The sequence below is a fragment of the Ornithinibacillus halotolerans genome (assembly GCF_014637405.1).
Classification (GTDB): Bacteria; Bacillota; Bacilli; order Bacillales; family Amphibacillaceae; genus Ornithinibacillus; species Ornithinibacillus halotolerans.
Genome location: NZ_BMEY01000016.1, coordinates 68,071 through 93,168, shown reverse-complemented (window position 1 = coordinate 93,168; position 25,098 = coordinate 68,071). Strand labels below are relative to the sequence as shown.

Below are 25,098 nucleotides of genomic sequence, written 5' to 3'. Positions count from 1 at the left end.
TCCTTTTTGTTTACTTTAATATCAGAAAATTGCGTGCAAAAAATAATAAGCATGGTCCTTACCATTAAAACGTTGGTAAGGACCATGCTTATATTAATTTACTGGGGTTTTGTCCCAGCCTCTTTTTTATAATTATTATTCTACAGAGAAAATATAGGAATAAATTGGTTGGTTCCCATGATGTATTTCAATTTCAACATCTTCATAATTTTCTTCAACATATTCAACAATTAAATTAATCTCATCTTCTGTGACATCTTCACCAGATAGAATTGTTAAGATTTCATCATCATCAGTAATGAGATCTTGGAAAAGTTGTTTAACTGCTTCAAGTCGTTCTTTATGAGTAGCAACTATTTTGCCATCTGCAATCCCCATAAAATTACCATTCTCTATGGAAATACCATCAATTTGAGTATCTCTAACTGCATAGGTAATTTGTCCCGTTTTAACAACAGAACTTGCCTCAGTCATATTATTTTTATTTGTATTCAAATCCTCTTCAGGATGGAAAGCAAGTAACGCACTAATACCTTGTGGAATTGTCTTTGTAGAAACGACAACTACATTTTCTTCCGCTAATTCTGCTGCTTGCTCTGCTGCCATCACAATATTTTTATTGTTCGGTAAAACAATAACATTTTTTGCATTGGCTTTATTAATTGCATCTGTAATATCTTGAGTGCTAGGGTTCATTGTTTGTCCACCTTCAATAACCACTGTAGCACCTAAACTTTCGAATAAAGATTTCAAACCAGATCCCATTGCTACTGTAACAATTCCAAAGTCAACCTTTTCTTTTGGTTTAGCATCTTTTTTATTATCTCCAACGATAGCACTATGTTGTTCACGCATATTTTCAATCTTCATATTAATTAAGCTACCATGTCGTTGGCCAATAGTTAGCACATTACCTGGATACTCTGTATGAACATGAACTTTTACAACCTCTTCATCCGAAACAACTAATAGAGAATCACCGTGTTCACTTAATTCATTTCTAAAAGCATTTTCATCAAATGGGTTGTCCTTTAACTTATCATCTTCAAATTTAACCATAAATTCAGTACAATAACCGAATTCAATATCAGAAGTATCCATAAAATCTTGTGCAGATTTATGGTGCTCCGCGTTAATCATATCTTCTAGATCAACCGTATCAAGATCTTCAGGTAATTCTTCACCTTTTAAAGCTGAAAGGAATCCTTCATATACTGTAACAAGGCCTTGTCCACCTGAGTCTACAACACCTACTTCTTTTAATACCGGAAGAAGATCTGGTGTGCGTTTCAGTGAAGCCTTTGCCTCAACTAGTACTTTTTCCATCATTGAAATAACATCTTCTTCGACTTCAGCAATTTCTACAGCTTTTTTTGCTGCATCTTTTGCAACTGTTAAAATTGTTCCCTCTACAGGCTTCATTACTGCTTTATAAGCTGTTTGAACTCCTGCATCAAAAGCAATTGCTAGGTCTTTTGTTGTTAAGGATGATTTTTTGTCCATTCCTTTAGCAAAGCCTCTAAAGATTTGTGATAAAATTACTCCTGAGTTTCCTCTCGCCCCCATTAGTAATCCTTTCGAAAATGCTCCAGCTACTTCAAATATATTTTCAGAAGTATTCTTTTTTACTTCATTTGCACCTGAAGTCATTGATAAATTCATATTTGTTCCAGTATCACCATCTGGCACTGGAAATACGTTTAAAGCATCAATTTTCTTGGCATTATTTGTTAAATGATGTGCACCAGCAAGTACCATTTGCGAAAACATTTTGCCATCAAGCTTATTTACTGCCACAATAGTTCCTCCCTCTAGACAGACGTGCAAAATTAATCTTTTGCTACACGTACCCCTTGTATGTAAATATTTACTGAATCAATTTCAAGTCCTAAAGTCTTACTTAACGTATATTTTACTTGTGATTGAACATTATGCGCTACTTCGGAAATTTTAGTACCATAGCTTACAATAATATACATATCAATATGTAAAGAATTGTCTTCTTGTCTAACTACAATTCCACGAGAATAATTTTCTTTACGTAAAATCTCTGCAATGCCATCTCTAATTTGACTTTTCGAAGCCATTCCAACAATACCATAGCATTCAACTGCTGCACCACCAGCAATAGTAGCAATAACTTCAGTAGTAATTGTTACGTGACCATCTTTTGTGTTTAATTCAATGGACATGAAAATCCTCCTTTAACCCAAGTAATTTAAGGTTATTTTACTATAAATACGATCATTTTGCACTTTACATTCTAGAATTTATCGTTGTATTGAGTTGTATCTTTTTTATCATTAAGGTGCTTCAATTTATAGTATATATTCGAATAAAGCAATTCGCCTCTTATAACAATGAACGATTCCTTCCAATCTGTCAAGTGAAAATTCTTTGCATACGTATTGCATTCTTTTTAGACTTATGGTAAATTGTATAAGTACTAAATTGACTTATGTTATAGAGTAGGAGGGCTTACCATGGCAAGAAAATGTGTTGTTACTGGACGTAAAACAAACACTGGAAACCAACGCTCACACGCTATGAATTCCAACAGACGTAAATGGAAAGCTAATGTGCAAAAAGTTCGTATTATGGTAAATGGAAAACCACAACGTGTATACGTATCTGCACGCGCACTTAAATCAGGTAAAGTGGAACGCGTATAATTCAAATACATTATCATTTTACTGATACATTAGTTATTAGCAAAAAGCACCCAATCTAAACTTGGGTGCTTTTTCTATTGAGTACTTAATATTTATTAAATTACTGATTGGATACTTTTTTATGCTCTAAGCAGCCCGAATACACGGAGACTCCTATGGGAAAACAGGCTCACCAGCCGCCCATGGAAAGCGAAGTGTATTCGGGCTGCGGATATGGCATGAAAGCAATAATTTAATAAATACAACCCGTACAAAAAAAGAGCTTCTGCCAATAATTGACAAAAGCAAATAACACTTACTTCTCTTTCTTAAAAATCCCGATCACTACACGTACAAATCCTCCAAGTACTCTAGGGAGCTTAATAGTATAAAATTTCATAAGTTCGCCCTCCTCCATTTACAAACACGCTTACACGAATCGCTTGAACTTTTATCCACGACTCCTTACAACTAATACTATGCCAGTATTGTATGAAAAAGTACCTTTTTTTGAGATAAGCTTGTTCGAAATAGACAGAGTTGAACCCATAGTTATTGTTGCATTAGTTAATGGATAATAAAATCCAGTTAACGTTAGGCCACGAACTTCTTCTGTAACAGGAATAAATGAAATTGTAGGATACTTATCATCTTGGGTAACTTGATATGTTCCAGGATAAGTCAATTCTATTTGGTTTGTCGTATCAATAATGATACCTCTAGTTTGTTTATTAATTACTTGAGTTAGGAGTTGAATGTTTATTAACGTGTGATCTAAACGTCCTCCTGTTACTCCAAAAAGATAAATTGTAGTTGGATTTAAAGAAAAAGCAATCTTTAGGGCAAGTTCTAAATCTGTCTCATCCTTCTCAACGTTGTGTTGCTGAAAGTTCTTCGCGCTTTCTTTAATACGTAGCAATTCAGATTTTGAAACAGAGTCAAAATCACCGACAGCATAAGAAAGTTCTAATTGTTGCTCAATTACTCTGACAGCCCCTTTATCTGCTCCAATCCAACTATCAACATGAGTCTGATAGGCTGATAAATCTGGAATCAGATTTGGAGGTCCATTCCCAATAATCGCTACTGATTTCATTTCAATCTATCCTATTGCTGCTGTTCGTATTTCTTCAATCGCTTGTTTTCTGTTCTCATGATTATATACTGCACTACCCGCCACTAAGACTTCGGCCCCTGCTTCCACACATTTTTTTGCAGTGGAGGTGTTCACTCCTCCATCTACTTCAATCTCAAAGGATAAGCCATATTCTTCACGCCATGTCGCAATTTGCTTAATCTTTTCAAGCGTTAAGTTGATAAATGATTGTCCACCAAATCCGGGATTAACAGTCATTACTAAGACTAAATCAACTTCAGATAAAATATCTCTTATCATCTCTACTGGTGTTGCTGGATTTATTGCCAATCCTGCTTTTACCCCATTTGATTTAATTAATTGAATAGTGCGGTGAAGATGGGTAGTAGCTTCTTGATGAACTGTGATTATGTCTGCACCAGATTTTGCAAATGTCGGAATGTACTGGTCAGGGTTTTCAATCATCAAATGAACATCTAATGGTAATGATGTAATAGGTTTTATTGCTTCGACAATTAGTGGACCGATAGTTATATTAGGAACAAAATGACCATCCATCACATCTACATGGATATAATCTGCTCCACCTTTTTCAACATCAAGTATTTCTTCACCTAATTTAGAAAAATCAGCTGATAATATAGAAGGTGCTATTTTAATCATCTTAATACCTCGGCTTTCTAGATTGTATTTCTTCTAAGAAACTAATGTAATGGCTATAACGGTAAGATGGTATTTCTTCATTTTCCACAGCAGATTTCACGGCACATTTCGGCTCTTTTGCGTGTAAACACCCTCGGAATTTACATTCATTCATTCTTTCCACCATTTCTGGGAAACAATTAGACAATTCCTCTGCGTCAATTTCATCAAAATCTAACGCACTAAAACCGGGGGTATCTGCTACTAAGCCACCATTAATTTCTATTAACTCGACATGTCTTGTCGTATGTTTTCCTCTTCCTAAGCTCTTAGAGATGTCTGCAGTTTTTAATTGTGTATCTGGACTTAATGTATTGATTAGAGATGATTTCCCTACTCCAGATTGACCTGCGATTACTGTAACATGGTCCTTTAAAAATCCTTTAATATAATCTATATCTTCCGGGTCTTTAGACGAGAACAATTCAATTCGATACCCGATTTGTTCATATTCCTTTTTATATTTTATTAAACTTTTCATTTGTTCGTCATTTATTAAATCTGTCTTTGTAATGAAAATAATCGGTGTAATTCCTTTAGATTCAATTAACACTAAAAAACGGTCTAATAATATTGTGCTAAAATCAGGCATTACAGCTGAACTGACGATTATTGCCTGTGTAATATTCGCAATGGGAGGACGAATTAATTCATTCGTCCTATCCATAATCTCTGTAATATAGCCTTCTTTTCCCTCACGAACATCAAAAGTGACAAAGTCGCCAACTAGTGGAGTTATGTTTCGATTACGAAATACCCCTCTACCTCTGCACTGATACAATCCTTGGGGGGTTTGTACATAGTAGAATCCACTTAAAGCTTTAATAATTCTGCCTTCTGGCATTTATTCATCTCCTTTATATTGGATCGTTTCACTCTGAATTACTTGATTATCACGGAATACTTGGTATTTACCTTGAGAACCATGTTCAATCATCAATTCAATCGTAATATATTTATCTTCTGTAATCGTATCTTGCCAAAATACTTCTGCCAAATCAGGATTATTCATATCTTGTATATGAAGTCGAATTTCTTGTGGTATTGGTTCCTGATTAGTATTATTTTCTCCATCTTCACCCTCGGAATTATCTTGCTCATCCAATGTGTATTCAACAAGTATCGTCTTCTCATACACATAAGGTGGTATTTCTTCTTTACCTAAGGAAACATAAACGATTACCGTATCCCCTTCATTTACCTTACTATTCGGTTCTGGGTCTTGACGAATAATCATCCCTTCAGCCATTGAGTCGGAGTGTTCTTCTCTTACTTCCATAAATAGCCCTTGTGCTTCTAAAGTTCTTTTCGCTTCTTCTGGAGTTGTCCCCTCAAATTTACCTAGTGTTATTGGTTCTTTTCCTTTGCTTACCTCAAAGATTATTGTTGTTTCCTCTGGTACAACTTTAGCACCCGGTAATGGATTCTGACTAATGATCTCTCCGATTGGAAGGTCGGAGAATTCTTCATAGACAACAATGTCTTCCTTTATGTACCCTTTTTCGATTAGTAGGCGTTCCGCATCTCTATATTGTTCTCCAACAAAATCATCAAAGTCTACTTTCTCTTTACCTTGACTAACATATAGTGTAATCGTATCTCCTTCTCTTACCGTTCTTCCTTGTCTTGGATACGTTTTAATTACTAATCCTTCCTCAATTTCCTCTGAATACATATCTTCCCGTTTAACATCCAATCCTAAGTCTGATAACTCTTTATAAGCCTCTTCGTATTCATATTCTACAAAGTTTGGTAATTCCATTTCGCGAGGTTTATTTAGACCTGGTATTAAGAATATGAAAACAAGTGCTATTGTTATTAATGTCAGTAGGACTATAGAAATTATTAACCATTTTTTCTTCTTTTTCTTTGTTTTCTTATTTTTCTTCTTTATTTGATCCGATGTCTCATCTTGTTGAACTTGTCCATTACTAATTTTTTTTGTATCAATATTTGTTTGATGTATTATCGTGTCTTGGTGTATATTTTCAAGCTGGTTCTCTGTAATAATTGGAATGGCTTTTGTTTCTTCACCTACCTCAACGGGTGGTGTGTATTTCGGTTCATTTATTTTATCTGGAGAAAGAGCAACATCTAACGCTTCTTCCATATCAAAAACAGTATCGTATCGATGAAATGGATCCTTTGCTGTAGCTTTCAAAACAATATTTTCTACACTTTGTGGTACATCCTCAATAAATCTTCTTATAGAAGGAGTTTCACTTTGTAAATGTTTTAATGCTATCGATACTGGGGATTGTCCAGAGAAAGGAAGTCTTCCAGTAAGCATTTCGAAAAACAGAATACCTAAGGAGTATATATCAGATTTTTTTGTGGCCATTCCACCTCTAGCCTGTTCAGGAGATAAATAATGAACTGATCCCAAAATCGAATTTGTCTGTGTTAATGATGTTGCACTCAAAGCAATAGCAATCCCAAAGTCTGTTACTTTAATGTGACCATATGTATCTATAAGTATATTCTGTGGTTTAATATCACGGTGTACAATTCCATTTTCATGTGCATGAGTAATTGCGGCTGAAATCTGCTTCATAATTTCAATTGCTTCTGGCACATCAATTGGACCATATCGTTGGATAAATTCCTTTAGTGTCATCCCATCTACATATTCCATCACCATATATAGAATTTGATCTTCTTCTCCAACATCGAAAATTGTAACTACATTTGGATGAGAAAGACTCGTGGCAGACTGGGCTTCTCGATCAAATCTTGCAATAAATTCATCATCATTCGCATATTCTAATCTTAGAACTTTAATAGCCACTTTTCGATCAAGGATAATGTCTTTAGCAAGATAAACGTCAGCCATACCGCCTCCGCCTATTTTCTCTAGGATTCGATAACGATCGTTTAGCAAATGACCATTTAGCAAAATGGATCACCTTCTTCCACTGTTGCTTCATGCTGTAATATTACTAGCGAAACATTATCCTCCCCACCACGTTCATTTGCTAAATCGACTAACTTTTCTCCAACTTTATCAATTTCATTTTTTGATTGTAAGTACTCCTCTAGTTCAGAATCTCGTACTTTGTCTGTCAATCCATCTGAACAAAGTAATAGCTTATCACCCTTCTCCCAATTTATCGTTTGAATATCAGGTTCAACAGTATCACTAGTTCCGAGAGCTTTTAAAACAACATTTTTTCTAGGGTGTACGAGTGCATCATCTTTTGAGATTTGTCCTGACTGTACAAGTGCATTAACTAAAGAATGGTCTTCTGTAATCTGCTTAAAACTATATTCATTATATAAATAGCATCTACTATCACCAATATGTGCTACAGTAATAAATTCTTTCGTACATACAGCTACAACAATAGTTGTTCCCATGCCTTGACAGTCTTCTTTTTCTAGTGAGTGTTGATAGATTGAGGTGTTAGCTTCTAGTAAGGCTTGTTTTAACCATTCCTCTGCTACGTCTGGTGTATGTATTCCATCATTTTTTTTCCATTTATCTTCTAATATAGTTGTTGCCAATCTACTCGCCACATCTCCAGCTTGATGACCACCCATGCCGTCTGCAATTATTGCTAAATATTGACCATCATTATTTAAAAAAATACCTCCTGAGTCCTCATTGTGGCTTCTTACTTGGCCACGATCCGTCAAAAAATGTCCTTCCATTCTACCACCCCTTATATGAGCAACACTTTTTTTATATAAGTATTACACAAATTACGTAATAAGAATATCTTTTTCTAGTATTTTTTATACTTTTAGACAGATTTTAAAAGCTAACATGAGATTAGTAACATTTGTTCTTTAAATAAATAACTTTAATTGTTGAAACTAATTAAGATACCCTACGAAACCTTGTTAAGAAAAACCCGTCAGTTTCAAATTCTTGCGGAAATAGTTGTAACCCATATGCTGTAATTCCAATAGTCGATTGTAATTCTTTAGGTAGGTCACTAAAAAATGTTTGATCAATTTCATAGTTTGTATGTTTAGCTAAAAATTGTTTGACTACTTCCTCATTCTCAGCTGTATCAACTGTACAAGTACTATATACTAACAACCCGTCGATCTTCAATAATGGAACAACAGTAGATAATATCTCTTGTTGAATTATAGATAGGCGTTCAATATCTTCCTCTTTTTTACTATATTTAATATCAGGCTTGCCACGCATAACCCCTAAACCTGAGCATGGTGCATCAATTAAGATACGATCAAACATTTCTTCAGAATAGTGTTCATCTAATTTTCTAGCATCCATTGGTACCGCATCAATAATCGTAATATTTAGGCCTTTTGCTTTTTCATTAATTAATTTAATCTTTTTTTGATGTAAATCATGAGCATGAATATGACCTTCATTTTTCATTTTCTCAGCGATATGTGTTGCTTTTCCACCAGGAGCACTACATGCATCTAGTACAGTACATCCAGGACGAGCATCAATCATTTCCCCAACAAGCATAGAACTTTGATCTTGTATGGTAATAACCCCTTGTTCAAATAAGGAAGATTTTAGGATATTCCCTTTTTCAATGATAAGTCCTTGTTTAGAAAAGAATGACTTATTTACAACATACCCTTCTTTTTCTAGTTGCTGTATTGCTTCATCTCTTGTTATTTTTAATGGTTGGATACGTACAGACATTGGTTTATGTTGTAAATTTGCTTCACACATTTCTCTTGTTCTCTGAAATCCATACTCATTTATCCAACGTTTAACAAGCCACTTAGGGTGGCTTGTTTCAATACTTAGCCGTTCTATATCGTCACTAATTTCATTTATATCTGGTGTACCATTACGTTGGATGTTTCTAAGAATTGCATTGACAAATGATCCAATTCCTTTATGGCCACGCTGTTTAGCAATTTCAACTGCTTCATGAATAATTGCATGGTCTGGGACTTTGTCCAAAAAGACCATTTGATAGATGGACATTCTTAATAATATTTTCACCCAAGGTTCAAGTTTTTTCTTCGGGTTGACAAAATGAGAAATATAATAATCTAGCGTTAATTTTCTTTGTATCGTACCATATACTATTTCAGTTAAAAGTCCTTCATCTTTTGTAGGGATATTTTTAGCTTTGATTTCATGATTAATTAATAGATGACTATATCCATTATCAAGTTCAATTCTTAATAATAAGTCGATAATTGTGTTTCTAAGAAGATATTTTTTCATTTTATTCACCCATTTTAGTTCCAATTTGGAAAGAATCACTTGCCCCTTGTAAATATTCCTTAACTTTCATTCTTCTTTTTCCAGCAAGTTGAATGTCTGTTAATCGAATTCCTTTACCATTTCCACATAGAACAATAATCGATTCATTTCCTTCTTTATCCACTATTTCACCAGGAACGCCATTATATTCTTTATCGATTGGTTCTCCCCACCATATTTTCACATTTTTATTTTCATATGTTGTAAAAGCGACTGGCCAAGGATGGAGACCACGAATATGATTATAAATATCACGATTCGATTTGTTCCAATCAATCTCTTCTTGTTCCCGCTTTATATTAGATGCAAAGGTTGCTTTACTATCATCTTGTTTTATTGGAGTGATTTTGCCTTCAAATAATTGCGGTAATGTTTCCATTAATAACTCGGCACCAACTTTGGATAATTTATCATGTAACGTACCAACATGGTCAGTTTCCTCAATTGGTATACTTCGTTGCGTTAAAATATCTCCTGCATCTAGTTTTTCTGCCATATACATGATCGTAATCCCTGTTTCATCTTTACCTTGAATAATCGAATAATGAATTGGTGCTCCACCTCTTAATTCCGGTAACAACGATGCATGTACATTAATACAACCAAATGTTGGGCCTTCTAATAACTCGTTTGGCAATATTTGTCCATATGCCGCTGTAACTACTAGATCCGGTTCATAATCTAAGATCTCTTGGTAATCATGACGGATTTTCTCTGGTTGAAAAACTGGAATTCCATATTCTACTGCAGTTTCTTTTACTGGTGGTGGAGTAATAATTTTCTTTCTCCCTTTCGGTCTATCTGGTTGTGTGACTACGAGAACTACTTCATATTCTGATTGTATAAGTTGTTTTAAGATTGGAACGGAAAAATCAGGCGTTCCCATAAATACGATTCGTTTCATATTAATTCCTACTTTCTACATTAAGTGATATGGTTGCATATCTACTGTTATTAATAAATTCTCTTTTCTCATTTCTTCTTCATATAAATTAATGATTTTTTTAATATTCCTTCTTAAGTCTGGTTCATTTTTGTATTTTATCATGCATTGATAGCGATATCTATCTTTGACCCTTGTTACAGGTGATGGTGTTGGTCCTAATACAGTAGTTGTTTCTTCTTGAACAACTTTAGAGAGGTAATGAACAATCCGTTGTGTAAATTGAATAGCTCGAACATGATTAGGGTGTGATACTGTAATTAATGCTAAAAACACATATGGTGGGTAACGAAATTTCCGTCTTATATGCATTTCTTGAAGGAAAAATTGTTTGTAATCATACTGGCTAGATAATTGAATACTATAATGTTCAGGTGTATACGTTTGGATAATAACCTGACCAGGTAATTCATGTCGTCCAGCCCTACCACTTACTTGTGTTAATAATTGAAATGTTTTTTCACTGGAACGAAAATCAGGTAAATGTAACATAGAATCTGCTGTCAAAACTCCAACTAATGTAACATTTCCAAAATCTAGACCCTTTGCTATCATCTGCGTACCTAAAAGAATATCTGCTTCTTTATTAGCAAATTGCTTGAGTAATTTTTCATGAGCACCTTTCTTTCTTGTTGTATCAACATCCATTCGAATGACACGGACATGCGGCATCAATTGACTCAGCGATTCTTCAACTCGTTGCGTGCCAGTCCCGAAATACCGAATCGAATCACTAGAACATTCTGGACAAACATTCGGCATTGGTTCCTCATAAGAACAGTAATGACACTTCAATTGATTATTTCGCTTGTGATATGTAAGTGCAATATCACAATGAGGGCATTCTTTCACGTGGCCACAATCTCTGCACATTACAAAAGTTGAATATCCTCTGCGGTTTAATAATAAGACTATTTGTTCGCCACGAGCTATCGTTTGTTCAATACTTTCTTTTAAAACTTGTGAAAACATAGAACGATTACCACTATGCAATTCTTCTCGCATATCTACGATTGATACCTCTGGCATTTCCTTTTCATTCGTTCTTTTGTCTAATGTAGCTAATGTATAGACACCTTTTTGTGCTCTTGCAAATGATTCTAATGTAGGGGTTGCGCTTCCTAAAACTACGGGACATTGATGATATTGTCCTCGCTTAATTGCTACATCTCTAGCATGATACCTAGGCTGATCCTCTTGTTTATATGTCGTTTCATGTTCTTCATCAATGATAATAATACCTATATTCTCAAAAGGGGCGAAAATTGCTGATCTTGCCCCAACGACAACACTTACCTCTTTAGATTGAATTTTTCTCCATTCATCATATTTTTCTCCATTGGATAGTGCACTGTGCATAACAGCCACTTTATCTCCAAATCTTCCTTTAAATCGTTTAACCATCTGAGGTGTAAGTGAAATCTCTGGAACTAAAACTATTGCCTCTTTACCTTTTTCTAGTACTTCTTGGATTGCTTGTAAATATATTTCTGTTTTCCCACTACCTGTTACTCCATGAACTAAAAACACATCATGTTCTTGTTTTTCTATTTTTTCTTTAATCGGTAATATAGCTCTCTCTTGTTGCTCTGTCAGGGTAAGTGGATAGGTTCTTTCGAATGCATTTTCATCATATGGATTTCTATAAACTTCTTGTTTATATTCTCTTAACAATCCCTTTTCAATTAAAGTCTTAATCGTCGAACGGGTTGTATTTGTTAATTTTAATAATTTGCCTTGTTCAATTGGATTCGGATGTTTTATAAAATAGCCAAGTAGTTCTCTTTGTTTCGTCGCATTTTGTGGTAGATCCATTAATGACTCTTCTATTAAATATATTTCTTTATTAGGTTCTACAAAGGTTACATACTTTTTAGTAATTTTGGATTTTACTAGATAATTAATAGATATAGCTGTTTCTTGGATCGCTTTTTGCAATTTAGAGTATGGGATTGATGACTGTTCAAATTCTTCAAAACTTATGTAATCTCTACCTGCAAAGAGAAATTCTAAATCCTCTGGTAATCGTTCATCTGTATTTCTAACTAATTCTTTCTTATACTGAGCTTTTAGTACTTGGGGTAGCATAGCTTGATAAGCTGTAATATACATTGTCAAAGTGTCATCAGCAACCCATTTTCCTAATTCTAATAGTTCTTCCGTTAACACAGGTTCTATATCTAACACTTCTATAATTTCTTTTAGTTTGTCAAACTCAGAATTGTCCTTAAGTCCAACAACAAATCCAGTTATTTTTCTAGGACCAAATGGAACAATAACTCGCATACCAGTTGTTAAAATATCCACATATCGTTCTGGAATCAGATAATCAAATGTTTGATTAATTGATTTCGCTTGTACATCCACTATGACACTTGCAATATTCACACTCTCTCATCCTTCATATCACGAATAATTAATCGTAGAATTTCATTTGCTACGTCTAATTTGGATGCTTTAGGTAAGGATTGTTCAGTTAAATCTTTATTAATATAAGTTACGATGTTCGTATCGCTTCCAAATCCTGCTCCCTCTAAAGATACATTATTAATGACAATAGCATCTAAATTTTTCTTCCGAAGCTTGTCCTTTCCATAAGCTAATGGTTCATTTGTTTCTGCAGCAAATCCTACGAGAAACTGATCCGTTTTTGTACTTCCTAATGTTTTTAAAATATCTTTCGTTCGTTCCATTTCAATTTGCAAATTAGTATCTTGTTTTTTCATCTTTTCATCAAATATTACTTTTGGCCTGTAGTCTGCAACTGCTGCAGCCTTAATGACTATATCTTGCATTGAATATTCATTAATAACTGCTTCAAACATTTCCTCAGCTGTTGTAACAGAAATAAGGTTAATGTTTGGATGTGGCAATTGGATATTTACTGGTCCAGAGACTAACGTTACATTAGCACCCATTTCCTGGGCAGCTTCAGCCAAAGCATATCCCATTTTACCAGTCGAACGATTTGTAAAGAATCTTACTGGATCAACTTTTTCTCTTGTTGGACCAGCAGTTATAAGTACGTTCTTACCTATTAATAGTTTGTTACGACTTTGGTGCTTCTTTATAATTTCAATAATTTTCTCTGGCTCTTCCAATCTTCCTTTTCCAACCCATCCACAAGCAAGATAGCCAGCTCCTGGTTCAATAAAATGGTAACCAAATTCAACTAACATCTGCATGTTCTTTATGACAGCAGGGTGTTCATACATATGAACATTCATCGCTGGTGCAATATATATATCTGCTTTCGTTGCTAATATCGTTGTTGTAAGCATATCATCAGCAATTCCATTTGCAATTTTCCCAATAATATTCGCTGTTGCTGGTGCAATAATCACAATATCGGCCCAGTCAGCTAAATCGATATGGGCAATTTTACTAGGATCTTTTTCATCAAATGTATTCGTATATACAGGGTTCCGTGAAAGTGCTTGAAATGTAAGTGGAGAGACAAATTCTGTTGCAGATTCCGTCATTATTACTCGCACTTCTGCACCTTGTTGAGTTAACTTACTTGTTAAAGCACAAGCCTTATAGCTAGCAATCCCACCTGTTACACATAACAATATATTCTTTTTCAACATTAGATTTAGCACCTTTCATCAGTTATGTAAGACCTTCTAGTCTATTTATACCATATTTTAAAAGATAAAAATAATCCCTTACATCTTGGATGCAAGGGATTATTTTTTATTAGTCTTGTTCTAACTTCAACTCATCTGCTGCAATTTCTTCAAGTGCCATACCTACGTATTTATGGGATTTCGGATTTTCAATTCGAAGATTATTTAACTCTCGTAGTTGTCTAGCTCTTTTAGCAGATAATGTTACAAGGGAATACTTAGACTTTATTTTTTCTTGTAATTCATCAACAGAAGGTTCTAACATCATGATAATTCATCCTCCAATATTTTTTTATATTGTGCTGCAATACGTTCTCTTTTACAATGTTCACTTTGTATAATTGCTTGAATTTTCGCAACTGCCTTATCAACATCATCATTTACAACGACGTAATCATATGCATCCATCATTTCAATCTCATTACGTGCCTCTTTTAATCGATCAATAATGACATCCTCATTTTCAGTCCCACGGTTTACGATACGATTTTTTAACTCCTCTAAACTTGGTGGGAAAAGGAAGATAAAGACCCCTTCAGGAAAATTCTTTTTCACCTGCATAGCACCTTGAACTTCAATTTCCAAAAAGACGTCATGGCCTTTATCTAACGTTTCCATCACGTAATCTTTTGGTGTTCCATAATAGTTATTAACAAACTTAGCGTACTCTAACAATTTATTCTCATCGATTAGCCGCTCAAATTCTTCATTAGTTTTAAAGAAGTAATCAACACCATCTACTTCTCCAGGTCTCATTCCTCTAGTAGTAATGGAGATAGAATAACGTAGTTCTGTTTTCCGTTCAAATAGTTCTTTTCTCACTGTACCTTTTCCAACACCAGATGGTCCAGAGAGTATAAATAAAATACCTTTCTCTTCAATCAAATTATTTCCTCCTAAAAATGTACCTCTTTATTCATCTGTCATTTCTTCGTGGCTTAATACACGTTGACCGACAGTTTCAGGTTGAACTGCTGATAATACGACATGGTCACTATCTGTAATAATAACAGCTCTTGTTCTTCTTCCGTATGTAGCATCGACTAATTTATTATTATCTCTAGCAACAGAGATAATTCGTTTAATTGGTGCTGATTCAGGTGATACAATCGAAATAACACGATTAGCTGAAACAACATTCCCAAATCCAATATTAATTAATTGTAAACCCACTATACTTCCCCCTATCATTCTAAACTATTATATAGGCTTTTAAACAAAATTGAAAGTATCTATCATGTGCTATTCCATGTTTTGTACTTGTTCTTTTATTTTTTCGATTTCACTTTTCATTTGAACAGTCCACTCACCTATTTTACTATCCGTAGATTTAGAACCAATCGTATTTGCTTCACGATTCATTTCTTGAACAATAAAATCTAATTTTCGCCCAATCGGGTCTTTACTTTTTAAAAGTTCACTAATTTGATCAAGGTGACTTAATAAGCGAGTAATTTCTTCAGAGATATCACCTTTTTCGGCTAATATTGCTATTTCCTGGTATATTCGACCATCATCTAAAGAAATTAGTTCATTAGTTAAACTCTCTATACGCTTCTTGATTCTTAATTGATATTCTTTTATAACAGTTTCACGTCGTTCAGATAGTAACATAACGGTATTGTGGATTATTGCTACCCGTTTTTGAATATCTTCCATTAAATACTTGCCCTCATCTTGTCGCATTGCTAACACATTACTACACGCTTCATCGACACATGAAATTAATTTATCTGCAATTTCGGTAGGTTTTTGTTCATTTTCTTGAATGGAGATAAGGTCTGGTATATTGGTTAACGAAGAGAATGGAATATCTCCATTTAAAGAGTAACGATTTTTTGCTAGTTCTAACTGTTCTATAAATTGATCCATTAACTCCCAATTAACGGCAATAGTTTTATTAACAAAATGATTCCCTATAACTTCAATATGTATTTCTATTCTTCCTCGTTGGAAATATTTCTTTACACAATTTTTAATTTTTTCTTCCATAAATAAAAATGATCTAGGATATTTCGGTATAATATCCAAGAATCGATGATTTACAGAGCGTATTTCAACTGTAATAGTTGTATCTTCTAATTGTAAAGTACTTGTACCATATCCAGTCATACTATTTGGCAATATACTCACCCACTTTTTATAACTAGGGTTAATTATAGCATATTTTCATCTAAGCAATCGATAATACATGGTTATTTTAAACAAAAAAAGAGAGTTGGACATAGTTCAGTTAAAAGTAAACTAACGAACACTCCCACATTAGCCCCGGAAAGCATAATATATTTCCGGGGCTAAGTAAGATACACTGACTTTAATGTTCGGTCATACTTTTAATAGAATTAGTTATGTCCAACCTCTTTTTACAATTTATTTCCTAGTAAATCCAAATAATACAGTTGGAATTGCTGCAAGTCCTAATACTAACATCCAGTCTCTTAAATCTAAGCCCACTGTATGGAAGATTGGCTGTAGTGGTGGCCAATAAATAACTACTAACAATAATAATACAGACGATAAGACAGCAAAGATTAAATAAATATTTTCAAATGGGTTTCTGTCAAAAACAGAATTATCACTTCGACAATCGAATACATGAATTAATTGAGCCATTACTAAAGTAGTGAATGCAATTGTTTGACCATAAACAAGATTTTCTGGCGTGTTTTGGTAGGCAACTATAAAGCCTATTAACGTAACTAACCCAATTAAGATCCCTCTTGAAATAATTTTAAATCCGAGTCCTCTAGCAAAAACACCTTCATTAGGACTACGTGGTGCTCGTTTCATTACATCATCTTCCGGTTTATCAAGACCTAAAGCCATTGCTGGTAGACCATCCGTCACTAAATTCACCCAAAGTATTTGTACCGGAACTAAAGGTAAAGGCATACCTAATAACATAGCAAACAACATAACTAAGATTTCACCGACATTTGAAGCAAGTAAATAACGAATAAACTTCCGTATATTTTCATAAATATTACGACCTTCTTGAATTGCAGCTTTAATCGTAGCAAAATTATCATCCATTAAAACTAATGAAGACGCCTCTTTTGTTACATCTGTTCCACTAATTCCCATACTAATGCCGATATCACTTGCTTTTATTGCAGGTGCATCATTTACCCCATCACCAGTCATTGCAACAACATGACCCTTCTTTTGAAAGGCTTTTACAATTTTCAGTTTATGTTCTGGTGTCACTCTGGCAAATACATAAGTATCTTCAATTATCTCTTCCAATTCATCAGTAGTCATTTGATTTAATTGGCTACCCTCTAAAACTAACCCATCCTCAGGTAGAAGATTTAACTGCTTGGCAATAGCTCGTGCAGTCTTGACGTGATCACCAGTAATCATTACCGTTTTAATTCCTGCTTGACGACACTCGGCAATTGCTGATTTTACTTCTTTTCTAGGAGGGTCAATCATGCCATATAATCCTATAAAAGTTAAATCTTTCTCAAGGAAGGCGGATTCTAATGGAACATCTTTCGATAATGGTCTTACACTAATGGCTATAGTCCGTAATGCCTTCTCTGCCATCCGATCAATTGCTTGCTCGATATGCTCCTTATTTCGTTCCTTAAGTAGTTTTCTACCATCATCTTCAAGGAAATAAGTACAACGAGGTAAAAGCACATCAGGTGCACCTTTCGTTATTAAAAAGCGTCTATCATTTTGATCTTCGACTACAACACTCATTCGTTTACGATCGGAGTCAAAGGGAATTTCTTTAATAATTTTATAATTATCTCCACTTAAGTGATTTAGTCCTACTTTTCTTGCTGCAACTACTAAAGCTCCATCAGTTGGATCACCATTTACAAAATACTTCCCTTTTTTCACTTGTAATTCAGCATTATTACATAATTGACCGTATAATAACATCGTTTCAAGGTTTGGATAATCTACTTTTAATTTCTTTTTACCTAATAGGAACTGCCCTTCAATATCATAACCATCACCTGTTACAACGATATTTTCTCCATTTAAGTAAATTTCTTTAACTGTCATTTGGTTTTCCGTCATTGTACCAGTTTTATCAGAACAAATGACAGAAGCACAGCCTAATGTTTCAACTGCAGATAACTTTCGAACAATTGCTTTTTTGCGAATCATACGCTGTACACCTAGTGATAATGCAACAGTAACAATGGCAGGTAATCCTTCGGGTATTGCCGCAACTGCTAATGAAACTCCTGCTAGAAACATATTGTATACTGGGTGACCTTGAATAATTCCAAGTCCAACTACTAATATAGTAAGTAAAATTGCGACGACGATTAATATTTTACCTAGTTCAGCTAGCTTTCTTTCTAGTGGTGTAGGGACTTTTTTCGTACTAGACATTAATGAAGCTATTTGTCCCATTACGGTATTCATCCCTGTACCTACTACAATACCAATACCTGAACCACGGGTAACGAGAGTACCCATAAACCCCATATTCACTTGATCTCCAGCATCTAAATCATCTCGCATGATAGCAGTGGCGTGTTTCATTACTGGAAGTGATTCACCTGTTAAGGCTGATTCTTCTGTTTCTAAACTATTCGATTTAACAATTCGAATATCTGCAGGAATCCGATCACCACTATTTACTTTTACAATATCACCTACAACTAATTCACGTGAAGAAATCTTCTCCCACCGTTTATCTCGAAATACATTTGCCATGGGAGCTGACAATTCTTTAAGTTTCTCCAGTGATTTCTCTGCTTTTTGTTCTTGAAAATACCCGATAAACCCATTTACTAAAACGATTACCATAATCGCAATAGCATCAACAAACTCACCAAGCATTCCTGCAATTAAAGTTGCTGCGAGTAATACAAGTACCATAAAATCTTGGAACTGTTTAATGAAGAGAATCCACTTAGAAGCTTGTTTACCTGTTTCTAGTGTATTATAGCCAAACTTCTTCTGTCTCTCCTCTACTTGCTTTGGGGACAGTCCCCTATTTGATGTAACTTGAAGCTTTTGTTCCACTTGTTCTACATCTAATTGATACCACTTTTTCACGACCCATTCCTCCATCATCTGAGAGCGTAACTATTCTCACATTATCTTATAGTGATATCTATGCAGACTTGTCCAAAATAATGCTATAATTTGAACTAGAGGTGAGACTAATGCCATTTGACGGAATTGTAACTAGAGCAATTACATATGAACTAACTAATACGCTCGTTCCAGGAAAAATAGCAAAGATTTATCAGCCGTCTGAGACAGAAATTGTGATGACGGTTAGAAGTAAAGGGAAAAATAATACCTTACTAATTTCTGTACATCCAACTTATTCCCGTGTACATATTACAGAAGATACGTTTCAAAACCCTCCTGAAGCTCCTATGTTCTGTATGGTATTACGAAAACACTTGTCAGGCGCAACAATCGAATCAATTGAACAGGATGGAATGGAGAGAATAATTACCTTTAATGTAAAAACTAGAAATGAAATTGGAGATATTTCTATTAAAAAACTTATTGTAGAATTAATGGGGAAGCATAGTAACTTAATTCTTATCGATAGTGAACGCGGCCATATTATAGATAGTATTAAACATGTATCGATGGCACATAACAGATATCGAACGATTTTACCTGGATCAGAATATGTTGCACCACCAAAGCAAGATAAGATTAATCCATTATCTATCGATGGTGAGACATTTATTCGAAAACTTGACTTCAATGCTGGAAAAGTCGATCTACAAATTGTAAGCAAATTTACGGGATTTTCACCTTTTATTGCAAAAGAAGTTATTGCTCGCTCTCAATTAGGTTCTAATGATGTTTACATGAAGGTATTTAATAATCTCCAACACCAAATAATGCATCATATATATGAACCAACGATATATAAAGGCAAAAAGGAAGAGTATCATGTCATCCCAATTACAGCTTTCTCAGGTGAGAAAATACAGTTCGCTTCTACGAATGAGATGGTGGATGAATACTATTCTGGAAAAGCCGAACGAGATCGTGTCAAACAACAAGCGAGGGACTTGTATCGCTTTATTCAAAATGAGCGCGATAAGAATGTAAGAAAGCTTAAAAAACATGAACGTACGTTACAAAAAGCAGAGAATGCAGATACATATCAAAAACTTGGTGAACTACTTACAGCCAACATGCATGTAGTAAAGCAAGGTGATGTGTCTGTCACAGTAATTGATTATTATGATCCTGAACAAAAGGAAATTACAATCGAGTTACACCCACAAAAAACACCTAGCGAAAACGCACAAAGTTACTTTAAAACATATTCAAAATTGAAAACTTCAAAAGTAAAAGTAGAAGAAGAAATGATTAAGACGAGTGAAGAAATCGAATATTTTAATCAATTACTGCAACAAATTGATGTAGCTAGTGTAGAAGATTTAGAAGAAATTCGAGAAGAATTACGAGAAGAAGGATATTTAAAGAAACAACCTAAAAATAAGCGTAAATCTAAACAAACTCTTCCTAAGCCAGAAGAGTATATTGCTTCAGATGGAACGTTAATTTTAGTTGGAAAAAATAATAAACAAAATGAATATTTAACGATGAAGCTTGCTAGAAGAGATGAAATTTGGTTGCATACGAAAGATATTCCTGGTTCCCACGTAATCATCCGTTCCAATCAACCGAGTGAGGAGACAATTAGAGAAGCAGCAAAATTAGCCGCTTACTTTAGTAAATCACAAAACTCTTCGTCTGTACCTGTAGACTATACATTCGTTAAACACGTCAAAAAACCAAATGGTAGTAAACCTGGATTTGTTATTTACGATAACCAAAAGACAATATACGTAACTCCAGACAAATCGGTAGTAGATAATCTAAAGAGATAACGGAATAGAAAATAGAAAAAGAAACGAGGCTCGATAATCATCAAGCTATCGTTTCTTTTTTTTAAAATTAAAAATAAGTGTTTATAAAAATGTTTGATTCGTCAACATCTTAATAAATTCATCTACTTGAGGTAATTCTCGAATCCCTTCTTGATAGGATACCCATGTATAACGAGTAACTGGTTTTCCATCAAGCTCTAACGCTACATGAGGGAATTCATCCATCATAGAATCTGAAACACTTTTCGGAAGGACTGCCATTCCAATCCCCTGTTTCATAAACTGTTTACAAGTCTCAATTTGATCCACTGTCATTGTACGTAATGGCTTTATTTGTTGTTGATGATGGTACAACCAATTATCGACTAACTCATGCATACTATCATCACTTTTAAAGGATATCAGTGGTCGTTCTTTTAAAGTATCCTTAGGAAATGGTTCTGTATCAAAAATATATAGTGGATCATCGAAGAGTCTTATGCTAACGGATTCCTTTAATTTTTCTCCACGGATAATACAAACATGGTAATCCTTGTGATTCTTACGAATATCTTCACTAATACCTGTAACTAAATCTACTGTTACTTTCGGATAACGGTTAGTAAACTCACCTAAGATTTTTGGAAGAAATCGCTGACTAATTAATGAAGAACAGGCAATGGACAGAGTCCCTTGAACTTCATTACTAGACTTGGCAAGCATATTTTTAATTGCTTGTTCATTCATTACAACTTTTTTCGCGTGTTCTAATATGATTTCCCCACTTGGTGTAAGAATGAGATTTTTTGGTGTTCGAATAAATATAAGTTCTCCAAAATATTCTTCAATAAACTTTAGCCGCTGTGTCACAGCTGGTTGGGAAATTAATATTGCCTTGGCTGTACCACGAATCGTACCTATTTCATTTAACTTAAGTAGTAATTCATAATCATCAATCTTTATCATAAAACAACCTCGTCCTTGATAACAATTTATTATATAAATCTATTATATAATAAATTACTACTTATTACAGTAGCATCTTATGATTCAATGGAGTTTCGCCATTCTAACAGAATTCTTTTTTTGTCTTTGTGAAGATTACTATCTTCTACTAATGATTGAATTAATGCTTCATAATTTGTAAGACTCTCATATTGAACTGCTGCTGCATCAAAATTTGTTTTAGCTTTTCTTAATCCATATGTAAAAATTGACATCACCCCAAGGACTGAAGCTCCAGATTCCCTTAGTGACTCAACAACTTTTAACGCTGAACCTCCAGTCGAAATTAGATCTTCTATTACCAATACGTTTTTACCTACAACACTTTCCCCCTCAATCTGGTTACCCTTCCCATGTCCTTTTGGATTGGACCTTACATATACCATTGGAAGATTTAGTTTATCCGCAAGCCAAGCTGCATGAGGAATCCCAGCTGTTGCACATCCAGCAATAACGTCTGGTTTTATATTCATTTGGTTGACCTTTTCGATAAATCCATTTGTAATCATTTTTCTAATTTCCGGATAGGATATAGTTAGACGATTATCACAATAAATTGGAGATTTCATTCCTGACGCCCAAGTAAAATAATTTTCTAAGTTGATTTGTACTGCTTTTATTTGTAATAAATCCCTTGCAAGTTCTTTACTTAATGTCATAATAAATCCTCCCACTCTTTTACTGCTTGTTCATATGCTTTTCTAGGATGTTTGGAGTTAGTAATACTGCGTCCTATCACTAGATAGTCAGACCCATTTTTTTTAGCAAAACTCGGTGTTGCAACTCGTTTTTGATCGTTTATATTAGAATCTATTAATCTAATTCCAGGTGTAACGGTAATAAAATGGTCCCCACATTCATCTTTTATGTTTACTGCTTCATGCACAGAACATACTACCCCGTCTGCACCATTATCTTTAGCCGTCTTCGAAAGCTTAACTGTTGTGTCCACTACATTTTCGGGGATACCTATTTCATTATTTAAAACGTATTGATCCATCGACGTTAATACCGTTACTGCAATTAACTTACTACGTGAACTAGAATTACCTCGTACAAGCCCTTCTTTTGCACACTGGATCATTTCACTTCCTCCAAGAGCATGTATATTAACCATATCTACTTCTAAACTCGAGATTACTTGCATTGCTTTCATCACAGTCGACGGGATATCATATAATTTTAAGTCTAGAAAAATCTTATGATCTTTTTGTTTTAAATATTCAATAACTTGAGGTCCCTCACGATAATAAAGCTCCATACCAACTTTAACTGGCACACCATGAAGGTCATTATAATCTAGAAAGTCTCTCGCTTCCTTCCAATTTGGAAAGTCTAATGCTAGAAATATTGATTTTGTCATGCAACAATCCCCTTTCCAATCGCTTCCCGTACCGAATTAAAACCATATTGTTTTAATACTCTTGGTAAATCATCAATTATGTCAGCACAAATAAACGGATTCTGGAAATTTGCTGTACCAATGGCAACAGCACTAGCACCTGCTAATAGAAATTCTAAAACATCTTCTGCTCGTTGAATACCACCCATACCAATAATTGGTATGTTAACTTGACTGCTAACTTCATAAATCATACGAATTGCAATTGGTTTAATAGCAGGTCCCGATAAACCACCAGTTTTGTTTGCAATCAATGGTCTTCTACTAGGTAGATGAATCTGCATCCCCGTCAGTGTATTAATCATGGATAATCCATCTGCACCTGCTGCTTCAACTGCTTTCGCTATTTGAACAATATCAGATACGTTCGGGGACAATTTCACATAAACCGGTAGATTAGTAGATTTTTTCACCGCTTCTGTAACCCGTGCAGCCATAAGTGGGTCAGTGCCAAACTGAAGTCCACCTTCTTTTACATTTGGACAGGATATATTAAGCTCTAACGCATGAACCTGATCTGTTTCATTAAAAGCTCTAGCTACTTCAACATACTCTTCAAGAGAGCTGCCAGCAATATTAGCAATGATATTTGTGTTAAACTGCGATAAAAATGGTACTTCTGTTTCAATGATTTTCGTAACGCCAGGGTTTTGTAATCCTATTGCATTTAACATTCCTGACGCTGTTTCTGCTACTCTAGGTGTTGGATTACCTAAACGTTCTTGCATCGTTGCTGCTTTCATAATAACAGCACCTAATTTATTAAGGTTATAAAACGTAGCATATTCACGACCAAAACCAAAGCACCCAGATGCAGGCATGACAGGATTTTTAAGTGATAATCCAGGAAGTTCTATTGCTAGATTCGTCATATTGTGACCTCCTCTACATTAAATACAGGTCCATCTGAACAAATCTTCTTATACCCACGTTCATTCTTCGCAGGTAGTATGCAAGCTAGACAAGCTCCAACCCCACAGCCCATTCTCTCCTCCAGAGATATATAACCTTTCTTTCCTTTAAGTACTGAAATTAAAGATCTCAACATCGGTGTGGGCCCACAGGAATAGTAATAATCAAAGGCTAGGTTATTTTCTAATACATCCGTCACATAACCTTTCTCTCCATAAGAACCATCATTTGTTACAATAATGGTCTCACCCAATTCTCTAAAATTCGGTTCATAAAACACATGATCTTCGCCTTGAAAACCTAGAACAGCTTTTATATTGATTCCATTTTCTTTTAAAAATTTACCAAGAAAATAAAGTGGAGGAACGCCTATGCCACCACCGACTAATAGTACAGTTGATTGGGCAGTAATATTTGTCGGGAATCCATTTCCGATTGGCCCTAATACATCTAAATAGTTACCAACTTGATATTCTCCAAGATGCCGTGTACCATCTCCTGTAATTTTAAAGAGAATTGTAATTTCATTAGTTACATGATTACAATCTGCGATGGAAATCGGTCTTCTTAATGTATGGGAACCTATTTGAATATGAAGAAATTGTCCTGGTGAAGCATGTGTACTAATCCATTTATTCTCAAGGACCATTTCAATTGTTTCTTTTGCAATTACTCTAGTTGATACAATTCTCATTTTTTCTCGTTTCATCATATTATAAATCCTCTTT

24 protein-coding genes are annotated in these 25,098 nt (G+C 34.6%); 2 read left to right on the top strand and 22 right to left on the bottom strand.

Annotation, left to right across the window (positions count from 1 at the left end; genetic code table 11):
• Positions 1 to 135 precede the first annotated feature (135 nt).
• Both fakA and IEV35_RS14655 read right to left on the bottom strand, forming a co-directional pair.
• A complete protein-coding gene (fakA, locus tag IEV35_RS14660) occupies positions 136 to 1,797 on the bottom strand; it encodes a DAK2 domain-containing protein (RefSeq protein ID WP_188385412.1) in 1,662 nt (553 codons plus the stop codon).
• A 32-nt stretch (positions 1,798 to 1,829) separates the two neighbouring features.
• Positions 1,830 to 2,192 (bottom strand): Asp23/Gls24 family envelope stress response protein, encoded by a 363-nt coding sequence (locus IEV35_RS14655; protein WP_188385411.1) that lies wholly within the window; start codon positions 2,190 to 2,192, stop codon positions 1,830 to 1,832.
• Positions 2,193 to 2,483: 291 nt separating this feature from the next.
• On the opposite strand from IEV35_RS14655, the gene rpmB reads away from it, so the two are divergent.
• Entirely contained in the window at positions 2,484 to 2,672 is a 189-nt protein-coding gene (gene rpmB / locus IEV35_RS14650) for a 50S ribosomal protein L28 (protein ID WP_188385410.1), read from the top strand.
• Between the two features lie 295 nt (positions 2,673 to 2,967).
• Here rpmB and spoVM read toward each other — a convergent pair whose 3' ends face one another.
• The 15 genes from spoVM to IEV35_RS14575 all read right to left on the bottom strand — a co-directional run bounded on the left by spoVM (position 2,968) and on the right by IEV35_RS14575 (position 19,273).
• Positions 2,968 to 3,051 (bottom strand): stage V sporulation protein SpoVM, encoded by an 84-nt coding sequence (gene spoVM / locus IEV35_RS14645; protein ID WP_047984924.1) that lies wholly within the window; start codon positions 3,049 to 3,051, stop codon positions 2,968 to 2,970.
• Between the two features lie 51 nt (positions 3,052 to 3,102).
• Entirely contained in the window at positions 3,103 to 3,747 is a 645-nt protein-coding gene (locus IEV35_RS14640) for a thiamine diphosphokinase (protein ID WP_188385409.1), read from the bottom strand.
• A gap of 6 nt (positions 3,748 to 3,753) precedes the next feature.
• On the bottom strand, positions 3,754 to 4,410 hold the full coding sequence (gene rpe / locus IEV35_RS14635) for a ribulose-phosphate 3-epimerase (protein ID WP_188385408.1): 657 nt from the start codon (positions 4,408 to 4,410) through the stop codon (positions 3,754 to 3,756).
• A gap of 1 nt (position 4,411) precedes the next feature.
• Positions 4,412 to 5,293, bottom strand: a complete 882-nt coding sequence (gene rsgA, locus IEV35_RS14630) for a ribosome small subunit-dependent GTPase A (protein ID WP_188385407.1) — start codon at positions 5,291 to 5,293, stop codon at positions 4,412 to 4,414.
• Positions 5,294 to 7,345, bottom strand: a complete 2,052-nt coding sequence (pknB, locus tag IEV35_RS14625) for a Stk1 family PASTA domain-containing Ser/Thr kinase (RefSeq protein ID WP_188385406.1) — start codon at positions 7,343 to 7,345, stop codon at positions 5,294 to 5,296.
• A complete protein-coding gene (locus IEV35_RS14620) occupies positions 7,339 to 8,100 on the bottom strand; it encodes a Stp1/IreP family PP2C-type Ser/Thr phosphatase (protein WP_188385405.1) in 762 nt (253 codons plus the stop codon). Before IEV35_RS14620 ends, pknB begins: the two co-directional genes overlap by 7 nt.
• A 169-nt stretch (positions 8,101 to 8,269) precedes the next feature.
• Positions 8,270 to 9,619, bottom strand: coding sequence for a 16S rRNA (cytosine(967)-C(5))-methyltransferase RsmB (gene rsmB, locus IEV35_RS14615; protein WP_188385404.1), 1,350 nt, complete (start codon positions 9,617 to 9,619; stop codon positions 8,270 to 8,272).
• Between the two features lies 1 nt (position 9,620).
• Positions 9,621 to 10,562, bottom strand: coding sequence for a methionyl-tRNA formyltransferase (gene fmt / locus IEV35_RS14610; protein ID WP_188385403.1), 942 nt, complete (start codon positions 10,560 to 10,562; stop codon positions 9,621 to 9,623).
• 15 nt (positions 10,563 to 10,577) lie between these two features.
• Positions 10,578 to 12,989, bottom strand: a complete 2,412-nt coding sequence (gene priA / locus IEV35_RS14605; RefSeq protein WP_188385402.1) for a primosomal protein N' — start codon at positions 12,987 to 12,989, stop codon at positions 10,578 to 10,580.
• Positions 12,986 to 14,191 carry a bifunctional phosphopantothenoylcysteine decarboxylase/phosphopantothenate--cysteine ligase CoaBC gene (coaBC, locus tag IEV35_RS14600; RefSeq protein ID WP_188385401.1) on the bottom strand — a complete coding sequence of 402 codons (1,206 nt, stop codon included), beginning with the start codon at positions 14,189 to 14,191 and terminating at the stop codon, positions 12,986 to 12,988. The genes priA and coaBC overlap by 4 nt, the downstream gene beginning before the upstream one ends.
• 109 nt (positions 14,192 to 14,300) lie before the next feature.
• Complete coding sequence (gene rpoZ / locus IEV35_RS14595) at positions 14,301 to 14,498, bottom strand: DNA-directed RNA polymerase subunit omega (protein ID WP_188385400.1); 198 nt, start codon at positions 14,496 to 14,498, stop codon at positions 14,301 to 14,303.
• On the bottom strand, positions 14,495 to 15,115 hold the full coding sequence (gmk, locus tag IEV35_RS14590; RefSeq protein WP_188385399.1) for a guanylate kinase: 621 nt from the start codon (positions 15,113 to 15,115) through the stop codon (positions 14,495 to 14,497). The genes rpoZ and gmk overlap by 4 nt, the downstream gene beginning before the upstream one ends.
• 27 nt (positions 15,116 to 15,142) lie before the next feature.
• Positions 15,143 to 15,403 carry an extracellular matrix/biofilm regulator RemA gene (gene remA / locus IEV35_RS14585; protein WP_010096736.1) on the bottom strand — a complete coding sequence of 87 codons (261 nt, stop codon included), beginning with the start codon at positions 15,401 to 15,403 and terminating at the stop codon, positions 15,143 to 15,145.
• A 69-nt stretch (positions 15,404 to 15,472) separates the two neighbouring features.
• Positions 15,473 to 16,363 (bottom strand): YicC/YloC family endoribonuclease, encoded by an 891-nt coding sequence (locus IEV35_RS14580; RefSeq protein ID WP_229740760.1) that lies wholly within the window; start codon positions 16,361 to 16,363, stop codon positions 15,473 to 15,475.
• A gap of 237 nt (positions 16,364 to 16,600) precedes the next feature.
• A complete protein-coding gene (locus IEV35_RS14575) occupies positions 16,601 to 19,273 on the bottom strand; it encodes a calcium-translocating P-type ATPase, SERCA-type (RefSeq protein WP_188385417.1) in 2,673 nt (890 codons plus the stop codon).
• Between the two features lie 95 nt (positions 19,274 to 19,368).
• Between IEV35_RS14575 and IEV35_RS14570 the strand changes: the two genes are divergently transcribed.
• Positions 19,369 to 21,072, top strand: coding sequence for an Rqc2 family fibronectin-binding protein (locus IEV35_RS14570; protein ID WP_188385397.1), 1,704 nt, complete (start codon positions 19,369 to 19,371; stop codon positions 21,070 to 21,072).
• Between the two features lie 81 nt (positions 21,073 to 21,153).
• On the opposite strand, the gene IEV35_RS14565 is transcribed toward IEV35_RS14570, so the two are convergent.
• The 5 genes from IEV35_RS14565 to IEV35_RS14545 all read right to left on the bottom strand — a co-directional run bounded on the left by IEV35_RS14565 (position 21,154) and on the right by IEV35_RS14545 (position 25,082).
• Positions 21,154 to 22,014, bottom strand: a complete 861-nt coding sequence (locus IEV35_RS14565) for a LysR family transcriptional regulator (RefSeq protein WP_188385416.1) — start codon at positions 22,012 to 22,014, stop codon at positions 21,154 to 21,156.
• Between the two features lie 80 nt (positions 22,015 to 22,094).
• Complete coding sequence (pyrE, locus tag IEV35_RS14560; protein WP_188385396.1) at positions 22,095 to 22,715, bottom strand: orotate phosphoribosyltransferase; 621 nt, start codon at positions 22,713 to 22,715, stop codon at positions 22,095 to 22,097.
• Positions 22,712 to 23,419, bottom strand: coding sequence for an orotidine-5'-phosphate decarboxylase (pyrF, locus tag IEV35_RS14555; protein ID WP_188385395.1), 708 nt, complete (start codon positions 23,417 to 23,419; stop codon positions 22,712 to 22,714). Before pyrF ends, pyrE begins: the two co-directional genes overlap by 4 nt.
• Positions 23,416 to 24,330, bottom strand: a complete 915-nt coding sequence (locus IEV35_RS14550; protein ID WP_188385394.1) for a dihydroorotate dehydrogenase — start codon at positions 24,328 to 24,330, stop codon at positions 23,416 to 23,418. The genes pyrF and IEV35_RS14550 overlap by 4 nt, the downstream gene beginning before the upstream one ends.
• Complete coding sequence (locus IEV35_RS14545; protein ID WP_308419794.1) at positions 24,327 to 25,082, bottom strand: dihydroorotate dehydrogenase electron transfer subunit; 756 nt, start codon at positions 25,080 to 25,082, stop codon at positions 24,327 to 24,329. Before IEV35_RS14545 ends, IEV35_RS14550 begins: the two co-directional genes overlap by 4 nt.
• Positions 25,083 to 25,098: the final 16 nt, after the last annotated feature.